The sequence below is a fragment of the Acinetobacter sp. NEB 394 genome (genome assembly GCF_013374795.1).
Classification (GTDB): Bacteria; Pseudomonadota; Gammaproteobacteria; order Pseudomonadales; family Moraxellaceae; genus Acinetobacter; species Acinetobacter johnsonii.
Window position 1 is genome coordinate 3,335,394 of the sequence record NZ_CP055277.1, and the last position, 23,291, is coordinate 3,358,684.

Below are 23,291 nucleotides of genomic sequence, written 5' to 3' on the forward strand. Positions count from 1 at the left end.
CTTCTTGGCACAGCATTGAGTGCGCTGTATTGATCTTAAATGCAATAAACGAGAAATGAGGTCACAGACTGCGCGTTTTTTGTAATGAAGTTTTAAAGATATCGCACCATTACATCAAAAACATTTGATAGCTCAATCTGAGAATTAAAATAGTTACCAAAATAAGAAATAAAATACGAATAAAGCCGCTGCCATATTTCAGCGCCATTTTTACCCCACAAATAGACCCGATCATATTTGCGACGGCCATCGTGCCTCCTACAGCAAAGAGCACATGCCCCGAGGGAATGAAAAAGCTTAGCGCCGCAAGATTGGTCATCACATTGCCAATTTTAGCCAATGCCGCCGCATGCAAAAAATCAACGCGTAAATAGCGAATAAAATAGAAAATAAAGAAACTGCCCGTGCCTGGGCCAAACAAACCATCATAAAAGCCAATGGCTAAACTTCCGAGACCCGCCAACAACAAAATTTTAGGCGTCACAGTTTGCGCCATATGCACTTGCCCAAATTGCTTCTTCATGAGGGTATAGACCGCCATCACAATCAACATGAGCAAGACAAAGGGTTGGAGAACCTCTTTTGGAATCATAGCGACACTAGCCGCGCCCCCAAATGAACTGATGGTGGCACATACTGCGACCACAGCCAAAAGTTTCCATTCAAAGCGAACTTTACGGGCAAAGGAAACGGCTGAAGTGGCTGTACCCACCACTGCCGCTAATTTGTTGGTGCCAAATAAAGTGGCAGGCGCCATCGACGGAAAGGCATTCATCAAAGCGGGAATTTGGATCAGCCCACCACCGCCAACGGCAGCGTCAATTGCGCCTGCACAAAAGGCAAAAAAGATCAGACTGATAATAATGTCAATGTCCACGCCTTATCCTTTTTTACCGAGTGATATATTTCGATTATAGATTTAAAACCCGCTTTGGAACCAATCTTTTCTTATCCGTAACTTCAGCTAAGCCTAAGCATTTTTCCCCATCGAAAACCAAGACCTGTGCTTCGGCCGTATGCTCAGTATTACTTTCCATACCGCGACTAAAGTATTCACTGCGTCCTTCTGGAACTTGTACTTTAGGAAAATGATCTACAGGTGCATATACAGGTAACAACAGTGCTTCGCGCTCTTGTTCAGACAAACTTTCCAAATACTCAATGGTATAACTTGGAATCAGATCAAAATGACCTGTTTTAATACGGTGTAAATAAGTTAAATGACCATAAGTACCCAATGCCTTCGCAATATCTTCGCCTAAAACACGAATATATGTGCCTTTCGAGCAGGTAATATCAAGGGTGACGCTGTCTGCTGTGAATGAAAGCAACTCAATCGCAGAGATGGTAACCGGACGGGCTTCACGCTCAATTTCAATCCCTTTACGGGCTAGCTCATATAAAGGACGACCATCTTTCTTCAAAGCGGAATACATTGGTGGAACTTGCTTAATATCACCCATAAACTGAGCCAAAACGGCTTCAATCAAATCTTCGGTTAACTCAGGTACAGCCTGCTTTAACAGTTGCTCACCTTCTACATCACCTGTGGTGGTACTGTGACCCAGCTGAATGGTGGTTTGGTAGCGCTTCACCGAGTCCAACAAAAAGTGTGAAAACTTGGTCGCTTCGCCCAAACAAATCGGCAGCAGTCCCGATGCCAATGGATCAAGCGCTCCCGTATGCCCCGCCTTTTGCGCACGGTATAACCAACGTACTTTTTGCAATGCCGCATTTGAACTAATCCCCAATGGCTTATTCAATAAAAATACACCATTCACGGCACGGCGCTGGATTTTTGAAGCAGATGATTTCATAACATAGACACGTCTTAAAGCTGCCGCAATACTATCAACCGCTTGTCTAGTTTTACAACTTTTCTGTTGTTTATTTGCTCTTTTGTTTCAGAATAAACTGAGTTCATTCATATGAACCAAATAAAAAATACAATAGGGATGTTAGGCATAGGATATGCAAAAAAAGAAATTATGGCTCATTTTCGCCGTGATCATCGTTGTCATTCTTGGTTTTCTCATTTGGCTCGCACCCAATGCAACTGTTGGCTCAAACCAAGGGCCGATTCGCTCTAGTGCTCAAAATACGACAGGCTTATTACCCGCAGCGTCAGACTTGCCACATGCATCGGGGCTGCCTTTTGTCAGCAACAGCCAACAGGACACTGAAGTCAACTGCCAACTGGTGCTCGACCAAAATAATCGCTTAGTTGTTAATGAACAAACACGTAACTGTTTTGAATATTTCATTACCCAATATGGTGAAAAAAATATTGACCAGATCAAGCAAGATTTTAAAGCCTATATCCAGCAAGGTTATCAAGAACCTGCGCTTAAGCAGATTTTAGATCTTTGGACTCGCTATATAGATTATCGTGTGCAATTGGGTAGCCTGAAGGAGCCAAGCCTAAATAAAGAAGACCCTGAGTACTATCGTAAAATTTTTACTTTGATGAAAAACCTACGTAGCCAGTTCTTTTCCGACTATGAAATCGAAGGCCTCTTTGGCGCTGAAAATACCTACCATGAATATACCTTAGACCGCATGAGCATCATGGCAGATCAGTCCTTAACTGAAGTACAAAAAGCGCAGAAACTGAAAGAGTTGTTTGCTCAACTGCCTGAAGATTGGAAAGAAAACCTAGAACAACTCTCCAAACTCGAAGATCTGCGTAAACTGACCTCAGATATTAAAGCGCGCGGCGGCTCTGCCGAAGAAATTCGCCAAATGCGCCAGAATCTTGTCGGTGCCGAAGCGACCGTACGCTTAGAAAAACTCGACAAAGATCGAAACAATTGGAAATCTCGGGTCAATACCTACTTAGAACAACGCGACAGCATTCTCAACAGCAACATGAGTCAAGACGCGCAGCAGCAAGCCATTCAAAAACTACGTGATCAACAGTTTAATAATTCACAAGAACAACTTCGACTAGGAGCCTTTGAAACCACGCATGACACGGGAGGAAAACTTCCGTTCGCAGATTAAAGCTATACCGTGTTTGACTTTTTCAGGATGAAAAAAATGTTTATAACGAAAAGAATGATACAAACAATGTCACTCGTAGGTCTGGTTACCAGCCTTGGACTCAGCGCAACCACAGCCACAGCTGGATTGCAGACGGTGACTGCAAGCGTAAAAAGTAATTATGCTCAAACTAAATATCCATTGCTATTTACTCATGGCATGTTTGGGTTCAGCCGAGTGGGCGTTGCCGAACTTGGACTAGATTACTGGTATCAAATTTTACCCGACTTGGCTCGAAATGGTGCGACCACCTTTGCAGCACAAATTTCCCCTTTAGAATCAACTGAAGTACGAGGTGAACAGTTACTACAACAAGTTGAAGAGGTCATCGCCCTAACCAATAAACCTAAAGTCAATTTGATTGGGCATAGCCATGGTGGACCAACCATCCGCTATGTAGAAGCAGTTAAACCGCAATATGTGGCCTCACTGACAGGTGTGGGGGCAACGTTTAGAGGTTCAAAAGTCGCGGATAAACTTCTCGCCAATCAAGGTGGAACGCAACTACTCAGTCTAGCGGTGGATTATATTATTGGTCCTATGCTTGCTTATGGGCAAAGTAACCCTGCCTTAAAAAGCAATTTAACAGCATCACTCACCTCAATTAGTGAGCAAGGTTCCAGTGTTTTTAATCAGAAATATCCAACAACAGCACTGGCTTCGGACTGTAACAAGAGCGGTGCAACATCCAGCAATGGCGTGTATTACTATTCGTGGACTGGTACGTCTCAAGTCACGAACATTCTCGATGTCGCAGATAGTGCGATCTCACTGTTGGGGCCTTTGGCCTATGGACATTTAGACAATGATGGTTTAGTGGCACGCTGTAGTACACACTTCGGTAAAGTCATCCGTGATAACTATGACTGGAACCATTTAGATGAGGTCAACCAAGTTATGGGACTACGTGGACTATTTAGCGCAGACCCTGTTGATGTCTATCGCCAACATGCCAATCGCTTAAAAATGCAAGGACTCTAGTTCTATTTTTCCCTTCGAATCTTTAACGTTTCGGAGGGATGCCTCCTAGAATTATCCAGTTACAAACTGTATTTAATTTAATCGGATTTCTCTACGCTCCTCCTCCCTCACCTTTATACTCATTTTTGACAACTTAAATTGTCGTCATAAAAACTAAAAAACGAGGATGATCAATGAAATATGGATTATTGATAGCTGGACTGCTGTCGACCTGCGCACTTGCTGTTACACAAACGCAAGCAGCTGCTTCACAAATTAAATCAAACTACGTTGCCTCTAATTATGCAAAGACCAAATACCCTTTGGTTTTTGCACATGGTATGGGTGGCTGGATTCGAGCAGGAACCGATGAACTTGGTGTGGATTATAGTCAAACCGCTTAATTACCCATACACTCGTTAAAGAAACGACTAAAAAGCTTATCTATTGAGTTAACCAACCATTTTTTCCTTTTTGCTTTCACCCATGCCCACATTTTTTCAATAGGATTAAGGTCAGGACTATAAGGTGGTAACCAAAGTATTTGATGCCCATGTTGGCTTAATAGATCTTGTATATCTGGTCGTTTATGGAAGGCTGCATTGTCCATGACAATTACACTATTCGAGGGTAGTTCTGGTAATAAAAACTGATCTACCCAAAAATAAAATACATCCGAATTTACTTTGCTATCAAATAAACCCACTGCAAATAACTTACCCTCATGGATTGCTCCTATTGCATTGGTTTGATTTTTTAATTGCCAATTATATGTTCCATAACAAGGAGTTCCCTGTTTTGAATAACCATGAGGTCTATGTTCATGAGATTTAAATCCACTTTCATCAAGATAGATGATCGGGTGTTGATACCTTAATCGGTTTAAATCTTTTAAATACTGCTCTCTGAGTTCTGTTTTTGCTTTCGGGTGCCGTAAGGTCTTTTTTTAACTGTAATATTTAGACGCTTGAGCGCATCTCCAATTGTAGAAGTAGCACAACCAAAACGAGCAGCGCGTTCATATTGATAATCATCAGGATATTGCTCAACATCTGCACGTAAGGCATCATCATCAACTTTAGATGGTTTTCTTGGTCGAGTTCTTTTTATTTCGATTCGCTTTTTCCATTCGACAATTGTATTTTTATTAATTTCGAAGTGCTGAGCAACCGCTCGGATAGATTGACCTTCTTCAAGCTTGGCTAATATTTTTTTTCTAAAATGTATTGGATAACTCATATCAGTATTGTATTGGTTTTTTGACGTGTTGACTATATTGGTATCAAATCTTGCCAGATTTAGCCCGTAACGGTGCAAACGCATGGGCAACACGCGTTTCTCCATTCAACACATCTGAAGTTCGTGGTGAACAACTGCTGCAACAAGTTGGTGAAATCTTAGCGATTACAGGAGCACCCAAAGTCAATTTGCTTGGGCATAGTCACGGCGGGCATAGTATTGCTTATGTCTCAAATGTTATGCCCAATAAAATCGCGTCTGCAACAGCCATTTCTAGTCCTTTAAAAGGCTCTCCTGTGGCGGATTTGATTATTTCCGCGCAAGGTACACCGCTAGAACAACCACTGGTGGGCTTAATCAACTTTGGGTCCAAGGCTATTGTTTGGGCACAACAGCAAAACCCAAACTCACTTCCACATGATGCACTCGGTGCGGGTAAAAGTTTAAGTCAAGCTGGGGCTAAAGCTTTTGCACAAAAATATCCACTGGGTATGCCAAAAACAAGCTGTGGTGAAGGTTTAGCGAAAGAAAATGGAATTTATTTTTACTCTTTCTCTGGCAACTCAACGTTGACGAACGTACTTGATCCAGACTCATTACTGGCGGCGACAGGCTTACTCATGCAAGCGCCCAATGATAACGATGGCTTAGTTTCACGTTGTAGTGCCAAGTATGGTAAGACCGTGCGCGATAACTATAATTGGAACCATTTAGATGTGATTAACCAGTTCTTTGGATTACGTTCTATTTTTGCTCCAGACCCTGTTGATGTTTACCGACAACACGCCAACCGATTGAAGCTTCAAGGACTCTAAAATTTAGGCATAAAAAATGCGCCATTGGGCGCATTTTTTACTCGTATAAAACTTAAAATTAAGCTTTAACTTTACGAGCTGGTAACTTTTCACGAATACGTGCAGCTTTACCAGACAATTCACGTAGGTAGTAAAGTTTAGCACGACGAACGTCACCACGACGTTTCACTTCGATTTTAGCAACGATTGGAGAGTGAGTTTGGAAAACACGCTCAACACCAACACCGCTAGAAATTTTACGTACTGTGAACGCAGAGTTCAAGCCACGGTTTTTCTTCGCGATTACAACACCTTCAAATGCCTGAAGACGCTCACGGTCACCCTCTTTTACTTTAACCTGAACGATAACTGTATCGCCTGGTGCAAAAGCTGGGATGTCTTGTTTAAGCTGTGCATTTTCAACAGCTTGTACTAAAGGATGCTTACCGCTCATGGGGTATCTCCAATATGTGCGGGTCAGAAGAGGTCTGATATCCGCTGGGTATAGAGGCTAAATCGCATAGACCCGATTATCTTTCTCTTTATGCTTGACCACTTCAATGCACAAAGAGCCTATTAAAAGAATACTCTGAATTAAGTATTCAAATCTGTTAGCCATTTCTTTTGCTGCTTCGTCAACTCTACATTGTCCACCAACTCAGGTCGGCGTTGTTGTGTTCGTTGATAACGCTGCAAAAACCGCCATTTCTCAATATTGGCATGATGTCCCGACTTTAAGACTTCAGGGACATCCAAACCTTCAAAATGGTCTGGCTTGGTATATTGTGGGCAGTCCAAAAGACCATCCACGAATGAGTCTTGCACATGAGACTGTTCATCAGACATTGCACCCGGAAGTCTCCGAATAATACTGTCTAATAAAACCATCGCAGGAAGTTCTCCACCCGATAAAACGTAATCCCCTATGGACCATTCCTGATCAACATATTTTTGGATCAAACGTTCATCGACCCCTTCATAACGACCACACAGCACAATCAATCCATCATAGTCGACAAATTGTTGTACTGCAGGCTCATTTAAGGTTTTTCCTTGCGGTGACATATACACCACAGGAACATGAACTGCACCTGCTTGCATGGCAAGCTCTTTGGCATGTTGAATTGCTTTTGCCAGAGGCTCAGCCATCATCACCATACCTGGACCACCACCAAATGGACGTTCATCCACTCGTTTGTAGTTGCCCTCAGCATAATCACGAGGATTAATACAAGTTACTTGTACTAAATCACTTTTTGCTGCACGCCCGCTAATACCGTAGGCTGTAATCGCTTCAAACATTTCAGGAAAAAGCGTAATGACTGCAAAAAACATCGCAGACCCCCGTATTTCCAAAATAATTAGTAATCTACGCCCCAATTAACGTAGATACGACCAGCTTCGAGATCAACGCGGTGCACCACATCTTTATGCCATGGAATCATACGTTCTTCAGTATCAATACTGTCTGGTGTTGCGTGAACCACCATCACATCATTGGCACCTGTCTCAAACATTTCATGGATTTTTCCGAGATTTACTTCTTGTTCTTCATCATCCAAACCTAACACTGTTAAGCCTTTCAAATCTGACCAGTAAAACTCATCCATTCCTGCTTTAGGAAGTTGCGCTTTTGAAATCCAAACATTTGCGCCAACTAGGTTATCTGCTGCAGTGCGATCAATGACGCCTTTGAGCGAAACAACTAAGCCTTTGCCATGCGGTTTCCAACGTTTTACATCTATTGTTTGCCAACCTGCTTTGGTTTCAATGTACCAAGGCAGATAGTCAAAGATGTTGCTCATCGGTTCTGTATTGGAATAGATCCAGAGCCACCCATTTAATCCATATGCTGAACGTAACTGTCCAATCTGAATACGATCTTCGGGAACATTCTGTGTTGGTGTCATGGGCTACCTACTACTTAATTAGCAAAAATTATGCAGTAGCTGCAGCTTTCTTAGCTTGAGCAGCTAAAGAAGCAACACGTTCAGATGGTTGAGCACCTTGAGCAACCCAGTGTGCAAAACGATCAGCATCTAAACGAAGTTTTTCTGCTTTACCTTGAGCTGTTGGGTTGAAGAAACCAATACGTTCGATGAAACGACCGTCACGTGCATTACGGCTATCAGTTACAATAACTTGATAGAACGGACGTTTTTTAGCACCACCGCGTGCAAGACGAATAACTACCATGATACAACCTTATAGTTTTTACGGATTATCCCTGCCCCGACCACCGGAACATTTCAAACCCCTTTCATAGAGGGCAATATTTTACGTTATCTTTACTGCGAAAGGAAGATCAAAATTTGTTTATCCACAATTTTGAATTTGGATTTTATCTGCCGTCCCAGTTGGAGGTGGCTGAAGGAGTACAGGCAGAACCGCTATTAATGTCTGTTCCTTTGTGATGTGTGCTGAAATAATAGGACACTTCCACTTGGGAGATTCTAGGCAGCCAACTTGTAAAAGTCCTCTGCCATTTAATTTGGTGTCTTAAAATCTAATCCTTTCTGAATTCTCTGCTGATTATAAAATAGCTCTATCTATGTATTTTGTAATATCTGCTTTAGCTTCTTCTCTAGTTTTATAGTTGCGATGGGCTTTGTTGCACAAAGCTATTCTTAAAGGCTTCTTCAGCAATATAATTTCCAAATGAAGAATCCTGCATCTAAAATTTATCGCACAACGAATTGGTCCTCTTATAACCAAGCTCTAATCAAGCGAGGAAATATTTCAACTTGGTTCGATCCTCAGACTAAATGGTATGCTCAGCCACAGGCTAAGCATGGAAGAAATCAAACTTATTCTGATACAGCAATTCAGTGCTGTTTGATGATCAAACCTATCTTTCGACTTTCTTTGCGTATGGTCACAGGCTTTGTGCAAAGCCTAATTCAACTCAGTGGGTTAAGTTGGACAGCACCAGATTATTCCACACTTTGCAGACGACAAAAGCAGATTGATATTGCGATCAGCTATCAAAAAAGTCATGAAGGATTACATCTATTGATAGACTCAACTGGCCTTAAGTTTTTAGGCGAAGGTGAATGGAAACGTAAGAAACATCAGCCTGAATATCGTCGGCAATGGCGTAAATTACATATTGGTATAGATGCTAGAACCTTGCAAATACGAGCTGTACAGCTGACAACAAATAATGTCAGTGATTCGCAAGTCCTTGGAGATTTACTTGATCAAATCCCATTGGATGAGCAGATTGATTCAGTCTATACAGACGGGGCTTATGACACCAAACAATGCCGTCAGGTCATTGCAGATCGGCAAGCGTATGCAGTGATTCCACCCAGAAAAAATACAAAGCCTTGGAAAGATAACAAAGTTCATTCGCGAGAGCGAAATGAATTACTTCGAACAGTTAAACGTTTCGGCAGGACACTATGGAAAAAATGGTCAGGCTATCATCGGCGAAGTTTGGTCGAAACCAAGATGCATTGCATCAAATTATTGGGGGATAAACTCAGTACGAGAAACTTTCAAAGTCAAGTCAATGAAATGCATGCACGTGTGGCAGTATTAAATAAATTTACGGAGTTAGGTCGACCTCTCACCCAAGTTGTCACTTGAATTTGAGTAGAACAGGGTAAATTTAACTTTTAAATCTTTATGCAACAAAGCCATGTTGTACTAGGAAATTCTGATGCTGCTGGCAACTCTATCCCAGTCACAGTTAAATCCGTCACCCCATCCTCTATCAGTTATCAATAACTAAATGCCCCCTTTTTTTAAAGAAGGGGCATTTTCAACTACATATAAAAACTTATTAAATGAAATTAACACTTTAGGCTTGAGTTACTGCAATACGTAACTCTTTTGGCAAACTAAAGGTAATATTTTCTTCCGTTCCGGCCAGCTCTTGTGGTGGTGTTGCACCCCAGTCTTGTAATCGTTGAATCACTTGCTTAATTAAAATTTCAGGTGCAGATGCACCCGCTGTGACGCCAACTTTAGCAATATTTTCAAACCATGCCTGTTGAAGTTCATCTGCATTATCGACCAAATAAGCCGCTTTACCCATTCGCTCGGCCAATTCTCGTAAACGATTTGAATTCGATGAGTTTGGTGAACCGACCACCAACACCACATCACATTGGGTTGCTAAATCACGCACCGCATCTTGACGATTTTGAGTCGCATAACAAATGTCATCTTTACGCGGCCCTTGAATCTCAGGAAATTTCGCCCGTAAAGCATCAATCACTTTTGCAGTATCATCGATCGATAAAGTTGTTTGAGTCACAAAAGCCACTCGCTCAGGATGATGCACTTGAAGCTCAGCCACGTCTTGTTCATCTTCAACCAAATAAATCGCACCACCATTTTTCAGGTCATATTGCCCCATGGTACCTTCAACTTCAGGGTGGCCTTCATGACCAATTAAGATAGCCTCAACTCCCTCACGAGCATATTTAGTAACTTCAATATGAACCTTGGTCACCAATGGACAGGTTGCATCAAAAACTTTTAAACCACGACGCTCGGCTTCGATCTGTACCGCTTTAGAAACCCCATGCGCACTAAAAATTACAATATTGTCATCGGGTACTTCATCTAGCTCATCGACAAAAATTGCACCCCGTTGACGTAAATCGTCCACGACAAATTTATTGTGTACCACTTCATGTCTTACATAAATGGGGGGATTAAAACACTCAAGTGCACGATTTACGATGGCAATCGCACGGTCAACACCTGCACAAAAACCACGTGGATTGGCCAATACAATTTCCATATGTTCCTCGATACCACTTTTCAATCAGCGGAAACTAATAAAATAAATGCAAACAAAGTGACGCCTTGCTATTTCGTTTAAACCTTGTCTGCTCTAAAATAGAGAAGATATTTTATCATATCAGGAAAAATATCATGTCGGGTCTCTTGTTTGTCGTTTCTGCAGCTTCAGGAACAGGCAAAACATCCCTCGTAAAAGCCCTCCTCGATCGTGTAACGAATCTTCACGTTTCTGTTTCTCATACTACACGTGGGCAACGTCCCGGCGAACTTGATGGTGTACATTACCATTTTACCGAAAAAGACTCATTTTTGGCCTTGGTTGAACAAGGTGGTTTTATTGAATACGCTGAAGTCTTTGGCAATTACTATGGTACAGCTCAAGCTACTGTGAAAGAACAACTCGCGAAAGGTCATGATGTTCTATTAGAAATTGACTGGCAAGGCGCACAGCAAGTTCGCAAGCTTTTTCCTGACTCTAAACAAATTTTCATTTTACCACCAAGCCAGTTTGATCTGCGTCAGCGTCTGTCTAACCGTGGCACAGACTCGGTTGAAGTGATTGAGCGGCGTTTAGGCTGTGCAGTTGAAGACATGCAACAATATGTTAACTTCGACTATGTCATTATCAACGATGACTTTAATAAAGCTTTGCACGATCTTGAGTCTGTGATTATTGCCAATCGTTTAGTCATTACTCAGCAAGCAAGTCGTCATCAGAAAATGATTTCTGAGCTGATCACCCCAGTTGAAAAGTGATTAAAACTTGAGTCTACAGACAAAGCACTTTATACTGCACAGTCTGTTTAATTTTAGCCTTTGTAACGAGAACTCTTATGGCACGCGTAACCGTTGAAGATTGTTTAGACCATGTAGACAACCGCTTTGAGCTTGTACTAGTGGCAAGCAAACGCGCGCGTCAATTGGCACGTCAAGGCATTGAACCTACTGTTGAGTGGGACAATGACAAACCGACTGTTGTTGCATTACGTGAAATCGCAATCGGTCATGTTTCTAAAGATATTTTGAAACAACGTGAGCAAGACTACCAAACTTCGAGTCTTGATCTTGCACTTTCTGCAAACAATTTGAATTTAGATGGTTTTTCTTTCCAATAAGAAAAATTTATCGCTTAAAAGCCTAGTTTTTAACTAGGCTTTTTTATTGGATAACTTTTATATTTGTGCAATACACGTTATAACTAGAAGATAGGATTCATCGTGGTTTAGGTGTATCTTTTTTGCTTTTCTCTCAATGAAAAATTTGACAACTCATGCAATATGTTTTTCATTAGAGGATCAGTAAAATTTTCTTGTAATTGCTACGTCTTAAAGGTGTTTTATGCCAGGCCCAATGGTCAGCCAAGCTAAACAACAGCTCAAAACTATTATCGATGCTTACTTAACTGAAAGCGACGTCGAACGAGTGCTTGCGGCCTGTGATTATGCGGATATTGCCCATGATGGTATTACCCGTAAAAGTGGCGAACCCTATATTTTGCACCCGATTGCGGTAAGCTGCATTTTAGCGCATATGCGTCTAGATCCCGAAACCCTGATGGCGGCACTTTTACATGATGTGATTGAAGACACAGACTTTAGCAAAGAAGATATTGCAGAAAAATTTGGAAAAACCGTTTCCGAACTGGTCGATGGCGTCACCAAACTTAGTCAATCCAGCGATAAAGAATATAATAAAGCCGCTTCTTTCCGAAAAATTCTGCAAGCCACATTACAAGACCCACGTGTCATTATTATTAAACTGGCTGACCGCTATCACAACATGACTACCTTGGATGCACTACGTCCCGATAAGCGTGCGCGTATTGCTCAAGAAACCTTTGATATTTTTGTCCCAATGGCACGTATTGTTGGTATGAATGAGATGGGCGATAACCTCGAACATCTGTGTTATCAAAACCTTGATCTCGACATGTATAACAATGTCCAAGAAGCCCTCCTGCAAACCAAACCCAAACGCTGTGAATATCAAAGCAAATGGGAAAATAATCTTACTGAGCTATTAAAAACCCATCAAATCTCAGGTCGAATTAAAAAGAAAAATAATAATATCGAACTGTTACGTCACTTTGTAAAAAATGACATTGATCTACATGAACTTACGCATAGTCATGCCTTTGAAATTATTCTAAATAGTATTGCTGACTGTGACCGCTTAGCCGATGTGTTGCGAGAGAGTTTTCAAGTTTTACACTTTGCAGACCATATTCGTAAACCACTCCCAGGTGGTAACCAATCGCTACTACTACGTTTAAAAGGTGAAAACACAACCTTATCAGTCACCATTCAAACCGAACTGATGCGCAAAGCTGCGCGTTTTGGTGTAGTCCTAGGCGATAGTGCTCCGCAAGCTTGCCGCTCTGCGATTCAAGCCTCGATGCAGAACTTGAATGTCTTGATCGATGGAGCCTGTGCTAAAACCACTTTTAGCGAACTGCTCGATTATTTACACCAAGAGAAAATTTGGGTGTATACCCCACAAGGTCATCTACACGAGTTACCACAAGGTGCAACGGTAGTCGATTTTGCCTACTCTGCTAGCTTATTTTTAGGTAACCATGCGGTAGGTGCGAAAATCAATGGGGAAACTAAACCACTTTCTACGCCATTGCACAGTGGTCAGGTGATTGAAATTATTACTGATGTCTTGGCCACCCCAAACCCAGATTGGCTCAGCTTTGTCAACACGCAAAAAGCCCGTCGTGCCTTACAAAATATACTGCGTGAGCAAGACATCGAAGAACAACGCCTTGTTGGACAACAAGCTTTAAATCGCGCTTTAAAGCTATTCAATGTATCCATTAAAGATTTAACCGAATCAGATTGGTTAGAACTTTTACAATGGCGACATATTGAAAGTAAAGACCAACTCTTTGAACAAATTGCCGTGGGCGATTTACTGCCGCAATTGGTTGCGAATCATTTGTTTGCGCATGACCAAAGTGCACAGGAATCTGACAGACTCATTCAAGGTACTGAGGGTGTCGATGTTAAATACGCACATTGCTGTAACCCTGTGTTGGGTGACCCAATTCAAGGACATTTATCACGCCGCGGTCTTATTGTGCATCGTGCACGTTGTCATAACCTCCTACATGAACAACATCTGCACCCTGAAAATATCATGCCGTTGCAGTGGACTAACGAGAATGAAGAAGAAATTAGTTTTACTGCATATTTATTGATTAACATGGCCATGGATGACGAACAAATTTCTGACCTAATTTATCAATGCCGTAAAGAAAAAATCGGGGTCGAAATGGTGTGTAATCAAGATGATAAGACTTATGTCAATGTTGTGGTGCACAACCGTAAGCAAATTGCAAAAATCATTCGTGATCTACGTATGCATTTTGGCTTCCCACGTATCAGTCGATTGGCTCAACCTGTTAGTATTGCGGAAACATCGATTGCGAGTTAATTGTTTAAATCCACACATTTTAATGCCAATCTAGGCTATGATTGATGGTGAATATAATAGGAGAACACGATGTCCCGCCAAGTAATTCATACTGAAAATGCCCCTGCTGCGATCGGCACTTATTCGCAAGCAATCTTAGTCGGCAATACACTTTACCTTTCTGGTCAGATCGGTTTAGACCCATACAGTATGGAGTTGGTTGAAGGCATTGAAGCACAAATTCGTCGTGTGTTTGATAATTTAAAAGCTGTCTGTGAAGCTGCTGGTGGAACACTGGCTGATATCGCGAAGTTGAATATTTTCTTAACCGATCTTTCAAACTTCCAGTTGGTCAATCAAATTATGGGCGAGTATTTCGCACAACCTTACCCTGCACGCGCTGCACTCGGTGTGGCTAGCCTACCTAAAAATGCATTGGTTGAGATGGATGGCATTGTGATTATTAATCAATAAGTTATATTTTTTTAAGAAAAAGCCACCGATTGAGTGGCTTTTTTTTATCCAAAATTCCAATAAAGACAAATGAGATTTCAAATGATTTTTATTGACAAACGATAACAATTATCAATAATATCACTTATCTTATTTCATTCATGTGGCTTGCTGAAATGTACGTGTGCTTATGCCGTGGTATTACAGATCAAGATATTAAAGACGCTGTTGAAAATGGTGCGGGCAGTTATCGCGAAGTTCGCGAGATGCTGGATCTCGGGACATGCTGTGGTCGCTGTGCACCAGAAGCACGCTCAATCATCAGCGCAGAAGTCTCTGCGATTGCCTCACGCTTAGCTATTGCTGCCTAGATATTTTATTCGTTTTTAGAATAACCATAATTATAAACGTACTCTTTATGAGTAGCTCCTCCCCCGCTTATGACTCTAAGCGGGTTTTCTTTTTAAATGCCTAAAAATCCAATTTCCACCTCGTATGCTTTTGATTGCGATTTTCATTTGCTGTTCTATAAATTACTCGCCAAAATCCACTTTGTTGTTTAAGATATTTCTCATAAGTTATTGATATTATTTTTAAGCCGCAGTTTGAATGGAGCTTTCTCATGAAAGGCAATCGTGATGTAATTAATCAGTTAAATCAGGTGCTTTATCATCATTTAACTGCCATTAACCAAAATTTCCTGCACTCTCGTATGTTTAATGATTGGGGAATTGAGCAACTCGGTTCAGCTGAATATAAAGAGTCAATCCGTCAAATGAAGCATGCTGACAAAATTATTGAGCGCATTCTTTTTTTAGAAGGTCTACCAAACTTACAACACTTGGGTAAACTCTATATCGGCCAACATACTGTTGAAGTTCTAAACTGTGATGTCCGTAAAGTTAAAGAGAACATTGAATCCATTCAAGCCGCTGTTAAGCTTGCCGAAGAACAACTGGACTACGTTACTCGAGATCTTGTTCAAGAGATTTTAGAAAAAGAAGAAGAGTGGTTAGATTGGACAACTACACAACTCGATTTGGTTGAAACCGTCGGTGTAGAAAATTATATACAGAGTCAAATTTAAGACTTTTCTACTGTTTAAAAAAAACCTGCATATGCAGGTTTTTTACTGTTTATGCTTATTTCCAAAGATAAAATAATCATTAATTTTGAGTACAGTTCTCAGGGGCTTTGTTGCACAAAGATTTAAAAGATAACACTCTGCTCATTTGAACAGAATTCAAATGACAACTTGGGTATGAGGACGACCTAATTCTGTAAATTTGTTCAATACGGCTATGCGTGCATGAATCTCATTCACCTGACTAGAAAAACTCCTTGCTGTTAATTTATCACCTAATAGTTTGATGCAATGCATCTTGGTTTCAACTAAACTTCGACGATGATAACCAGACCATTTTTTCCAAAGCGTTCTTCCTAAACGTTTAACTGTTTTCAGTAACTCATTCCGCTCTAAAGATCTCAATTTCTGATCTTTCCATGGTTTTGCATTTTTTCTTGGCGGAATGAGCGCATGTGCATCTCGATCTAGAATGACTTGTCTGCAGTGCTTCGTGTCATAAGCACCATCGGTATAGACCGAATCAATTCGTTCATCTAAGGGAATTTGAGCAAGTAAATCACCGAGTACTTGCGAATCGCTCACATTATTTGTAGTAAGCTGTACTGCACGTATTTGCAAGGTTTCAGCATCGATGCCAATATGAAGCTTACGCCATTGGCGACGATATTCAGGTCCATGTTTCTTACGTTTCCACTCACCTTCACCTAGAAACTTTAAGCCAGTTGAGTCGACGAGTAGATGTAGCCCATCACTACTTTTTTGATAGCTAATCGCAATATCAATATGTTTTTGTCTTCGACAAAGCGTACTGTAATCTGGTGCGGTCCAATTTAATCCACAAAGTTTAATCAGACTTTGAACAAAACCTGTGACCATGCGTAAAGAGAGTCTAAATAAAGATTTGATCATTAAACAGCATTGAATAGCCGTATCGGAGTAAGTTTGATTTCGACCTTGCTTGTTTTGTGGTTGTGCATACCACTGAGTGTTTGGATCAAACCAAATGGAAATGTTGCCCCAATTAATGAGAGCGCGATTATAGGAAGACCAGTTGGTTGTACGATAAGTTTTAGGAGTAGGTTTATTCATTTTGAAATTATAGGACTGAATAAACCTTATAGGCTAGGTTTGTGCAACAAAGCCATTTGGATCTAATTCAGGTTGGTTTTGCAATTGAGTGATTGCCTCAACATCCATATCTAGCACTATTGCGAGCGGAGACTGACTAAGGGAAAGCAGTTTAGCAGCCCTAAGTACTGACTTTCCCAATACAGCTGCTGGTACTACCTGCTGTTCCAATAACGTCATAGCATCACCTCAAGCTCTAATTTTACTGATCAAGCCTTAAATCTAACAATATCATACAAATTACTAGATAAAACGATCACCTATTACTGTTCGTAGCATACCAGTTATTCTTACTTGTTAGACGACCAGAAATAGTCACATAAGCTAATTTTTGCCAACACCTGATGATTCATACTTACACCACGCCCTGCTGCTTCCAAGGCAAGTTTTTGATGAACAATGATGGAACACGAACAATAAATCGACCACTATATTAACCAAGGGGGGCAGTTTTTAAATGCCGTTAGGGGGGCATTTTTACACTGCCGCTAACACAGCTATCTTCCTAATTTTTTAAAATAGGTTTCACATTTTGAAGCGGGGCCAAAATTATATTTTAAAGCGGTATTGGCTCTAGCTGTTGCATATTCAATACCTTGAATTTCACGCTGCTGAGCAAAAACTTGAATCGCAGGATGTAACTGTTCTGAGCAACTGGCATCGTTGCTAAAGTATTTTAAAGTCTTGGTATTGGAAAAATATATTGCAGCAAACAATCGCCCATCTTTAAACACAATCGCGGATGAAGCATCTAAAGTGCTTCCAGACCGACCTTCATAATACAGCGCCTCATCTGTTTTCAGTAAATATGGCGCTGAGTAATTGTCAAAATTAGATTGAAATTTGGTGGTGTTTCAAAAAGTATACTGATTATATTTTAACCACAATTGAAATCTCATAAAGCATTAAAAATATAGTGAATTTAATTTACTTATTTTCAATTTCTCTATTGACAGAATTAACTAGCATACTTTTTGAAACACCACCTGAAATTTTAGATAATCATGCTTTAACAATGTTTGAAGTTCTGTTTGGATTTTTGGATTCAAAACAATTTGAGGAATTGATGAAATATCTGAATATTGAATGAAGTCTAGTTCTTGAGCATGAGTAAAACCGGAGATTGAAAAAAGTAGAAAAAGATAATAGTGATTCTTCATATCAAATTTATTATTTTTATGTCCATATTGACTTACTTATGGATTGTTCATTTTATATGGACACTTATGGAGTATCAATAAGAGTGAAACCCTTTTGAGCGTTCATAACATTCTCCACAAATGTTTTGTTAATTTTTTATAAGCTTTTTAAGCTACTTTGTAATTAGCATGTATTATGCCAACTTTTATTATATTTATTTTTAAATAAAAAACAGCACTTTATTTCACTATTTAAAAATTTATTTTTGAGCATTGTGTTTTTATGTAAAAAACTGACAAATATTGTCAGTTTCCCTCTTTCTAGTTCAACATAATTGGCGAATTGCTCAATTCATCAGCTTTATCCTCTATTTTATTGGCATAGAAATGATCCAAAATAGTCCCAACTTCAGTAACGGCATCGACTAAAGCCTGCCGATACTGTTGCTGTGCCATTTTTGCAATAATACTTTGGCAGACCTCGTCCCACACCTGCTGTGTAGTAGCTAACTGTATTCCACGGTCAATGACAATCTCGACTTTACGCTCACACAAGTTTAAGTACAGTAAAATCCCGCTATTCAACTCGGTATCCCACACACCGAGCTCAGCAAACAGTTGTTTCGCACGTCCACGAGTATCTAAATAATAGGCTTCTCGAGCAGGCATGTGCCCTTCGATCACCACTTGGATTTCACCAATGTGCCCATGTTCAGCAGCAGATACCGCTTGCGCAATCGCATGTTGATCTTGCTGATTAAAAAAGCGTTTACTAGCTGGCATATGTAATAAATGCTTTAACCAACGCTTAAAACTCGGTTGTACAACTTCATCTAGCTTTGGTTTAGTAACGATGTCCGTCGTTTCAGTTGTTGTTACCATGACCCTGATGCTCCTCCACCGCCGAAGCCGCCGCCCCCGCCACTATATCCACCTCCACCAAAACCGCCGCCGCCACGACCTCCGCGCCCACCTCCACCGCCAGAAGAGAGAAAGAGCTGAAATATCGTTTGGGCTAAGGCCGTGATGAGTAAAAAGAAAATCCCACCACCAATTAGCAAACTGGTGACTAAACCAGCTCCATTGACCAAGCCTGCCACGATGCCTGCAACTGCAGCCGTCGAGGCACTTAAACGCTTCCCCACCACAAATGAGCCAATTGCGCCAGCAATTAAGATAAATAAAGCAGTACTAAAGGTTTTACTTTTGGCTTCCTGCTCTCGAATGGCTTGGTCTTGGCGTTCTTGTAATTCCTGCGCTGCTTGGGCTGCAACTTCAGGGTCAAGATTTAAAATACGTTCAATTTCAGTAAGCCCTGCATTGATCCCTTGAGCATACTGAGCTTGTTTAAAATACGGTGTGATTTGTTGATTAATAATGCGATTCGCAATAATGTCAGGAATGACGCCTTCCAAACCATAACCCGTAAGAATTTGCATACGTCGGTCATTAACGGCAATTGCAATCAGCAAACCGTTGTCCTGCTTTGCTGAACCGAGCTGCCATTGGTCTGCAATACGCATTGCAAAACCAAAAATATCCTCTTGACCTGTGGTCGGGACAATCACTACGCCTATTTGGGCTTTTCCTGTGTCATGCAAGGCACGAATTTTTTGGCCAATAGCTTCCTTATCTTCAGCACTTAAAATATGTGCTTGATCGATCACGGGTTCATTTAAGGTCGGTAACGCCCATATCAATTCACCTTCTGCCATATCATTGGCAATGGGTGGTTGTGGCACGGCATCAGTATTGGTAGAGCTTACCTTATTAGAACTCGCTGCTTGCTGACCTTGAATCATCTTTCCAGCAACGATTGTTTCCGCAGCACCATCTGTTGCTGTAGCAACTTCCGCCCATGTTAAAGAACTTAGACACAGCAGTCCTGATAAAATGAATGCAAGCATCCATTTATAGGAAAACCGTAAGAACTGCTGCCGTCCTATCATTCATTCACCCTATAGCTACGATTGCGTGAGATCACTGAGGTTTCAACTAGTTAAATGATACCGTTGGTGCTTTTTGCGCACTTTGCTCCGCACTAAAGTTCGGTTTGGTGTCCATCCCAATCACCTTCGCAGTCATGACTTGTGGGAACTGACGTGCATAGGAGTTAAAGTCTTGTACTGTACTAATGTAGCGATTACGCGCTACCGCAATACGGTTTTCGGTACCTTCGAGTTGAACCTGTAAATCACGGAATTGCTCATTGGCTTTTAAGTCTGGATAGTTTTCTGAGACCGCAATTAAACGCGACAATGCACCTGTCATTTGCGCCTGAGCTTCTTGATATTTTTGGAATAATGCAGGGTCTTCTAATACTTCTTTATCGACTTTTAAACCTGCCACATTGGCACGAGCCTGTGTGACCTCAGTTAGGACTTGCTCTTCATGCTTAGCATACCCCTTCACTACATTCACCAAGTTCGGCACCAAATCTGCACGGCGCTGATATTGGTTTTGTACTTCCGACCAAGCAGCTGTAACTGCCTCATCTTTGACCTGTAAGGTATTATAACCACAGCCCGATAGCGTTAACGTGCTCACAAGGGCAACAACGACAGCAGTTTTTTTCATAAAATTCATTCAGCTATCCTCTTTCTTTTGTATTTATTGCAATAACCTGATTGTAAACACATTTGATTATCCTTTTGTTACTTTTAGTTAAAGTAGCTAAAAATGAAAGAACCGAGCGATATTCACTCGGTTTTGATTATTTATTTTTATACTTAAACTAAATAGCCGCGTGCAATTCCTGCTGAAAACCTTCGAGTTGATAGTTGTCTGCCAAACGGGTTTTCCAGTATTTCAACAGTTGGGTGTAATCAATATCTGAGGGATGAAAGTTGCTTTTGTAATAAGACAGATATTCAGGCAGCAATTGCACAAACATCTTCGCCAGTAAATACAACCCAAAGAGATTCCCACCCAATTTCGGTATACTCTTTTTGTGGTCTTGTAAAAATAATCGACTGGCTGAGTAAAAAGTTAAACTGGCGAAACCTGTCGTTACACTGCGCATAATTAAACGGCGAATCTTGTCATCACCATACACATCTTGATAAACATCGAAGGCAACCGCACGATGCTCAATTTCTTCAATGGCATGCCACACCCAGAGTTTAACCGCATCATCATCCAAGGTGCTCAATACCTCAGGATGCCTTAAGATATAGCCGCCTAGCAGTGCCGTAAAATGCTCAAAAGCACAGGTGATTGCGAGCTGAATTTTAGGATGCAGGTTTTTCACATCATCATCTTACCCGCCAACCATGCCTGAAAACGGTCGAGATTATAATCATCACGGCGCCATGCAGCATTAAATGCCGTGTGTGCTTGAGAATGCATCGCCTCTTGACCAATAAATGCCGCAATCTGCACTTGCAGATTTTCATCCTTCACTTGGTCACGTACATTACGCACGCTATGCACAAAGAACTGCTCACCTATGGGAAAAGTCGAAGACAATGCCGTCAGCAAATGTGACATGACCGGTGAATTGGCAAAATAATGCCTGCGAATGGCTTTGGGGTTGAATTGCAAACGTCGAATCGTAATACCCTGAGCTTTTGGACGATGTTGATATAGTTTTTCTGTCGTCACTTGAGTCATGTCTATTTCCTAACATTTAACCGAGCGATCTTCAGTATCTGAATTTAGAGACCGTTCACATATGGCAAAAGTGCTTAGTACGTTTGCAAATTCGTCCATTTTTATCGGACTCTCCACCAGATCTTTTTCGATTTATCCCGATCCACCTCTTTCATATCATCTCAAGCAAACAGTGATCATAAAAAACCCGCCGAAGCGGGTTTTTGTGTTGAACGATTTAGATTAAATGTCTAAATAATCCAAAATACCTTCAGCTGCTTGACGGCCTTCCCAAATCGCTGTGACAACAAGGTCTGAACCACGAACCATATCACCACCCGCAAAGATTTTCGGATTTGAGGTTTGGAATTTATAGGTTTGCTGTTCAGCCGCAACTACACGACCTGAACCATCAAGGTTAATATTCACATTTGTAAACCAATCCGCAGGGCTGGTACGGAAACCAAATGCCAATAAAACTGCATCTGCAGGTAAAATTTCTTCTGAACCCGGAATTGGTTCTGGGCTGCGACGACCACGGCTATCAGGCTCGCCAAGTTGAGTCGTAATCACTTTTACGCCTGTGACTTTACCATTTTCACCTACAATTTCAATTGGTTGGCGATTAAACAAGAAGTTCACTCCTTCTTCTTTGGCATTTTGCACTTCACGACGTGAACCTGGCATATTTTCTTCATCACGACGGTATGCACAGCTCACCACTTCTGCACCCTGACGAATCGAAGTACGGTTACAGTCCATTGCAGTGTCACCACCACCTAGGACAATCACCTTTTTACCTTCAACACTGATGTACTCGCTTGGGTCTTTTTCCCAACCTTGAGTACGGTTGACATTGGCAATCAAGAAATCCAAGGCATCATAGACACCATTTAGATCTTCACCTGCGAAGCCACCTTTCATGTAGGTATAAGTACCCATACCCATGAACACCGCATCGTATTCAGTAAGCAATTGATCGATGGTGACATCTGTACCAATTTCAGTATTTAAACGGAATTCCACGCCCATGCCCGTGAAGATTTCACGGCGACGCTTCATCACATCTTTTTCCATTTTAAATTCTGGAATACCAAAAGTCAGTAGACCACCAATTTCAGGGCGTTTGTCGAATACTACAGGTTTAACCCCACTACGCACCAAAATATCAGCACAGCCTAGACCCGCAGGGCCTGCACCAATGATCGCGACTTTTTTATCTGTCCACTTTACTGAAGACATATCTGGACGCCAGCCCAGTGCAAACGCAGTGTCATTGATATATTTTTCAGCGTTACCAATCGTCACTGCACCAAAACCATCGTTTAAGGTACAAGCCCCTTCACATAAACGGTCTTGCGGACAAACACGACCACACACTTCTGGTAGCGTGTTGGTTTGGTGACACAGTTCTGCTGCTTGGAAAATACGGCCTTCAGCAATCAACTTTAACCAGTTTGGAATATAGTTATGTACTGGACATTTCCATTCACAATATGGGTTACCACACCCTAAACAACGGTGGGTCTGATTTGCTGCCACTTCCGCTGTAAAAGGTTTATAAATTTCCACAAACTCTGCTTTGCGGACCTGAATCTCTTTTTTCTCTGGATCTTGGCGTGCTACATCCAGAAATTGAAAGTCATTGTTTAGGCGCTCTGCCATGTCTCTCTCCGTGGGTAG

At 41.2% G+C, this 23,291-nt stretch carries 23 protein-coding genes and 6 pseudogenes; 11 read left to right on the top strand and 18 right to left on the bottom strand.

Annotated features, from left to right (window positions below; all coding sequences use genetic code 11):
• Positions 1 to 109: 109 nt before the first annotated feature.
• A complete protein-coding gene (locus HUK62_RS16245; RefSeq protein ID WP_005401328.1) occupies positions 110 to 877 on the bottom strand; it encodes a TSUP family transporter in 768 nt (255 codons plus the stop codon).
• Positions 878 to 911: 34 nt separating this feature from the next.
• On the bottom strand, positions 912 to 1,817 hold the full coding sequence (truB, locus tag HUK62_RS16250; protein WP_005401329.1) for a tRNA pseudouridine(55) synthase TruB: 906 nt from the start codon (positions 1,815 to 1,817) through the stop codon (positions 912 to 914).
• A 154-nt stretch (positions 1,818 to 1,971) separates the two neighbouring features.
• Between truB and HUK62_RS16255 the strand changes: the two genes are divergently transcribed.
• The 3 genes and pseudogenes from HUK62_RS16255 to HUK62_RS16265 all read left to right on the top strand — a co-directional run.
• Complete coding sequence (locus tag HUK62_RS16255; RefSeq protein WP_005401330.1) at positions 1,972 to 3,003, top strand: lipase secretion chaperone; 1,032 nt, start codon at positions 1,972 to 1,974, stop codon at positions 3,001 to 3,003.
• Between the two features lie 54 nt (positions 3,004 to 3,057).
• The gene (locus HUK62_RS16260; protein ID WP_176538363.1) at positions 3,058 to 4,023 is read left to right on the top strand and encodes a triacylglycerol lipase; all 966 of its coding nucleotides are present in this window, start codon (positions 3,058 to 3,060) and stop codon (positions 4,021 to 4,023) included.
• A 173-nt stretch (positions 4,024 to 4,196) separates the two neighbouring features.
• Positions 4,197 to 4,391, top strand: a pseudogene (locus HUK62_RS16265) (lipase); the annotation flags it as partial.
• Between the two features lie 11 nt (positions 4,392 to 4,402).
• On the opposite strand, the pseudogene HUK62_RS16270 reads toward HUK62_RS16265, so the two are convergent.
• Positions 4,403 to 4,876: pseudogene (locus HUK62_RS16270) on the bottom strand (IS630 family transposase); the annotation flags it as partial.
• 17 nt (positions 4,877 to 4,893) lie between these two features.
• Positions 4,894 to 5,241 carry an IS630 transposase-related protein gene (locus HUK62_RS16275; RefSeq protein ID WP_039890557.1) on the bottom strand — a complete coding sequence of 116 codons (348 nt, stop codon included), beginning with the start codon at positions 5,239 to 5,241 and terminating at the stop codon, positions 4,894 to 4,896.
• A gap of 35 nt (positions 5,242 to 5,276) precedes the next feature.
• Between HUK62_RS16275 and HUK62_RS16280 the strand changes: the two are divergent.
• Positions 5,277 to 6,056 (top strand): annotated as a pseudogene (locus HUK62_RS16280) (triacylglycerol lipase); the annotation flags it as partial.
• A 58-nt stretch (positions 6,057 to 6,114) separates the two neighbouring features.
• Here the strand turns inward: HUK62_RS16280 and rplS are convergent.
• The 5 genes and pseudogenes from rplS to HUK62_RS19305 form a co-directional block, all read right to left on the bottom strand.
• Positions 6,115 to 6,489, bottom strand: a complete 375-nt coding sequence (gene rplS, locus HUK62_RS16285) for a 50S ribosomal protein L19 (protein WP_004691454.1) — start codon at positions 6,487 to 6,489, stop codon at positions 6,115 to 6,117.
• A 140-nt stretch (positions 6,490 to 6,629) separates the two neighbouring features.
• Entirely contained in the window at positions 6,630 to 7,370 is a 741-nt protein-coding gene (trmD, locus tag HUK62_RS16290) for a tRNA (guanosine(37)-N1)-methyltransferase TrmD (protein ID WP_005401335.1), read from the bottom strand.
• 26 nt (positions 7,371 to 7,396) lie between these two features.
• On the bottom strand, positions 7,397 to 7,945 hold the full coding sequence (gene rimM / locus HUK62_RS16295; RefSeq protein ID WP_005401336.1) for a ribosome maturation factor RimM: 549 nt from the start codon (positions 7,943 to 7,945) through the stop codon (positions 7,397 to 7,399).
• A gap of 28 nt (positions 7,946 to 7,973) precedes the next feature.
• Positions 7,974 to 8,231, bottom strand: coding sequence for a 30S ribosomal protein S16 (gene rpsP / locus HUK62_RS16300; RefSeq protein WP_004718284.1), 258 nt, complete (start codon positions 8,229 to 8,231; stop codon positions 7,974 to 7,976).
• A 290-nt stretch (positions 8,232 to 8,521) separates the two neighbouring features.
• Positions 8,522 to 8,639 (bottom strand): annotated as a pseudogene (locus HUK62_RS19305) (IS3 family transposase); the annotation flags it as partial.
• Between the two features lie 54 nt (positions 8,640 to 8,693).
• Here HUK62_RS19305 and HUK62_RS16305 point away from each other — a divergent pair.
• Positions 8,694 to 9,626 carry an IS5-like element ISAjo1 family transposase gene (locus tag HUK62_RS16305; protein ID WP_176538364.1) on the top strand — a complete coding sequence of 311 codons (933 nt, stop codon included), beginning with the start codon at positions 8,694 to 8,696 and terminating at the stop codon, positions 9,624 to 9,626.
• Between the two features lie 214 nt (positions 9,627 to 9,840).
• On the opposite strand, the gene ispH is transcribed toward HUK62_RS16305, so the two are convergent.
• Positions 9,841 to 10,791: a 4-hydroxy-3-methylbut-2-enyl diphosphate reductase gene (gene ispH, locus HUK62_RS16310; protein ID WP_004978047.1), complete on the bottom strand. Its 951-nt coding sequence runs from the start codon at positions 10,789 to 10,791 to the stop codon at positions 9,841 to 9,843.
• Positions 10,792 to 10,925: 134 nt separating this feature from the next.
• On the opposite strand from ispH, the gene gmk reads away from it, so the two are divergent.
• The 6 genes from gmk (at position 10,926) to bfr (ending at position 15,750) form a co-directional block, all read left to right on the top strand.
• A complete protein-coding gene (gene gmk / locus HUK62_RS16315) occupies positions 10,926 to 11,549 on the top strand; it encodes a guanylate kinase (protein WP_005401338.1) in 624 nt (207 codons plus the stop codon).
• Positions 11,550 to 11,626: 77 nt separating this feature from the next.
• A complete protein-coding gene (gene rpoZ, locus HUK62_RS16320) occupies positions 11,627 to 11,908 on the top strand; it encodes a DNA-directed RNA polymerase subunit omega (protein ID WP_004978050.1) in 282 nt (93 codons plus the stop codon).
• Between the two features lie 223 nt (positions 11,909 to 12,131).
• Entirely contained in the window at positions 12,132 to 14,231 is a 2,100-nt protein-coding gene (locus HUK62_RS16325) for an HD domain-containing protein (protein WP_005401339.1), read from the top strand.
• 69 nt (positions 14,232 to 14,300) lie between these two features.
• The gene (locus HUK62_RS16330) at positions 14,301 to 14,684 is read left to right on the top strand and encodes a RidA family protein (RefSeq protein ID WP_004691470.1); all 384 of its coding nucleotides are present in this window, start codon (positions 14,301 to 14,303) and stop codon (positions 14,682 to 14,684) included.
• A gap of 155 nt (positions 14,685 to 14,839) precedes the next feature.
• Positions 14,840 to 15,034 (top strand): bacterioferritin-associated ferredoxin, encoded by a 195-nt coding sequence (locus HUK62_RS16335; RefSeq protein ID WP_010327639.1) that lies wholly within the window; start codon positions 14,840 to 14,842, stop codon positions 15,032 to 15,034.
• A gap of 251 nt (positions 15,035 to 15,285) precedes the next feature.
• Complete coding sequence (bfr, locus tag HUK62_RS16340) at positions 15,286 to 15,750, top strand: bacterioferritin (RefSeq protein ID WP_004691472.1); 465 nt, start codon at positions 15,286 to 15,288, stop codon at positions 15,748 to 15,750.
• Positions 15,751 to 15,906: 156 nt separating this feature from the next.
• Here the strand turns inward: bfr and HUK62_RS16345 are convergent, their stop codons facing one another.
• From HUK62_RS16345 to HUK62_RS16380, 8 genes and pseudogenes are all read right to left on the bottom strand, one after another.
• Positions 15,907 to 16,839 carry an IS5-like element ISAha2 family transposase gene (locus HUK62_RS16345; protein WP_010327640.1) on the bottom strand — a complete coding sequence of 311 codons (933 nt, stop codon included), beginning with the start codon at positions 16,837 to 16,839 and terminating at the stop codon, positions 15,907 to 15,909.
• A gap of 33 nt (positions 16,840 to 16,872) precedes the next feature.
• Positions 16,873 to 17,058 carry a hypothetical protein gene (locus HUK62_RS16350; RefSeq protein WP_010327641.1) on the bottom strand — a complete coding sequence of 62 codons (186 nt, stop codon included), beginning with the start codon at positions 17,056 to 17,058 and terminating at the stop codon, positions 16,873 to 16,875.
• Between the two features lie 317 nt (positions 17,059 to 17,375).
• Positions 17,376 to 17,723, bottom strand: a pseudogene (locus tag HUK62_RS16355) (hypothetical protein); the annotation flags it as partial.
• Positions 17,724 to 18,338: 615 nt separating this feature from the next.
• Positions 18,339 to 18,899: a TPM domain-containing protein gene (locus HUK62_RS16360; RefSeq protein ID WP_005401342.1), complete on the bottom strand. Its 561-nt coding sequence runs from the start codon at positions 18,897 to 18,899 to the stop codon at positions 18,339 to 18,341.
• Positions 18,893 to 19,966 (bottom strand): TPM domain-containing protein, encoded by a 1,074-nt coding sequence (locus HUK62_RS16365; RefSeq protein WP_005401343.1) that lies wholly within the window; start codon positions 19,964 to 19,966, stop codon positions 18,893 to 18,895. The genes HUK62_RS16360 and HUK62_RS16365 overlap by 7 nt, the downstream gene beginning before the upstream one ends.
• A gap of 46 nt (positions 19,967 to 20,012) precedes the next feature.
• Positions 20,013 to 20,603, bottom strand: coding sequence for a LemA family protein (locus tag HUK62_RS16370; protein ID WP_005401344.1), 591 nt, complete (start codon positions 20,601 to 20,603; stop codon positions 20,013 to 20,015).
• A 148-nt stretch (positions 20,604 to 20,751) separates the two neighbouring features.
• A pseudogene (locus HUK62_RS16375) lies at positions 20,752 to 21,629 on the bottom strand (metal-dependent hydrolase).
• 222 nt (positions 21,630 to 21,851) lie between these two features.
• Positions 21,852 to 23,273, bottom strand: a complete 1,422-nt coding sequence (locus HUK62_RS16380) for an FAD-dependent oxidoreductase (protein WP_176538365.1) — start codon at positions 23,271 to 23,273, stop codon at positions 21,852 to 21,854.
• Positions 23,274 to 23,291 lie beyond the last annotated feature (18 nt).